The organism is Candidatus Symbiopectobacterium sp. NZEC135 (assembly GCF_025962695.1).
The window spans coordinates 1-1,076 of sequence record NZ_JAGFPF010000660.1 but is presented as its reverse complement, the minus strand read 5'-3'; the positions used below and the strand labels follow the sequence as shown (position 1 = coordinate 1,076).

Below are 1,076 nucleotides of genomic sequence, written 5' to 3'. Positions count from 1 at the left end.
CTGCGCTATGCCACCTATCAGGAGGCAAAGCGTAGGTAGTATTATTTTTCTGGTTTTCATCTTGTCACCTCACGAGTAAATTGTTTTTGCGCTACCGCGCTCAAGGTTCTGGTCGGTGACTGGATTATGAATGGGCAATATCAACAAACCGTCAGGGATTTATGAAGAAATGGTCAAGATGACACATGCAGACTAAACGTATTCTGATCATCGAGGATGACGCAGATGCAGCCAACGTGCTGGAAGCCTATCTGCGGCGGGAAAACTACGAGGTCACGCTGGCCAGCGATGGTCTGTCCGGGCTGGAACTTGCGCTGCGCCTAAAGCCCGATTTGATCTTGCTTGATGTGATGCTTCCGGGCATGACGGGCACGGAGATCCTCGCGGCGGTGCGTCGCAAGAACGATACCCCCATCATCATGGTTACAGCCATGGGCGATATGCCCGACAAAATTGGCGCGCTGCGTTACGGAGCCGATGATTACGTGGTCAAACCCTACATTCCAGGGGAAGTTGTCGCCCGCGTGCAGGCCGTGCTGCGCCGCAGTCAGGGCCAGAATGTGCCCAATGAATTACTGCGTTGGGAAAAACTCGAAGTCGATACGCTCGCACGCACGGCCAGCGTGATTCGGGTTGACGATCCCCCTTATTACCTTGAATTGACCCCAACCGAATTTTCACTGCTGGCGACGGTGATGCGCGCCCCCACCAGACCGTTTTCCAGACACTATTTGCTCGAACAGTGCCTGCCGGAAAGTGACGCCTTAGAACGGGTGGTAGACACGCATATGTATAACCTGCGCAAGAAGTTGGAAAATGCCGGCATCAGCGAGGTGTTAATCAATGTCCGCGGCGTCGGTTACCGGTTTCGTCAACCATGAATGATGTCACCTATGAATAACACAAATCGCTACTCCTTCTGGCGTTGGATTTGCCTGCACATCCTCACCCTGGCTATCGGCACCGTGGTGATTATCGCGCTCTGTATGTGGTTGCGTTTCGAGATTTATAATTACTGGGTGATGCACGATATGCCGACGGCGCTGCGTGAAGAGTTCGAAGCGCTACGCCAGCAC

Annotated in this window: 1 protein-coding gene and 1 pseudogene; both read left to right on the top strand. The window is 53.3% G+C overall.

What is annotated here, in order from left to right:
* The first annotated feature begins 185 nt into the window (after positions 1 to 185).
* On the top strand, positions 186 to 881 hold the full coding sequence (locus tag J5224_RS29555; protein ID WP_264628630.1) for a response regulator: 696 nt from the start codon (positions 186 to 188) through the stop codon (positions 879 to 881).
* Positions 882 to 893: 12 nt separating this feature from the next.
* Positions 894 to 1,076 (top strand): annotated as a pseudogene (locus J5224_RS29550) (two-component sensor histidine kinase); the annotation flags it as partial.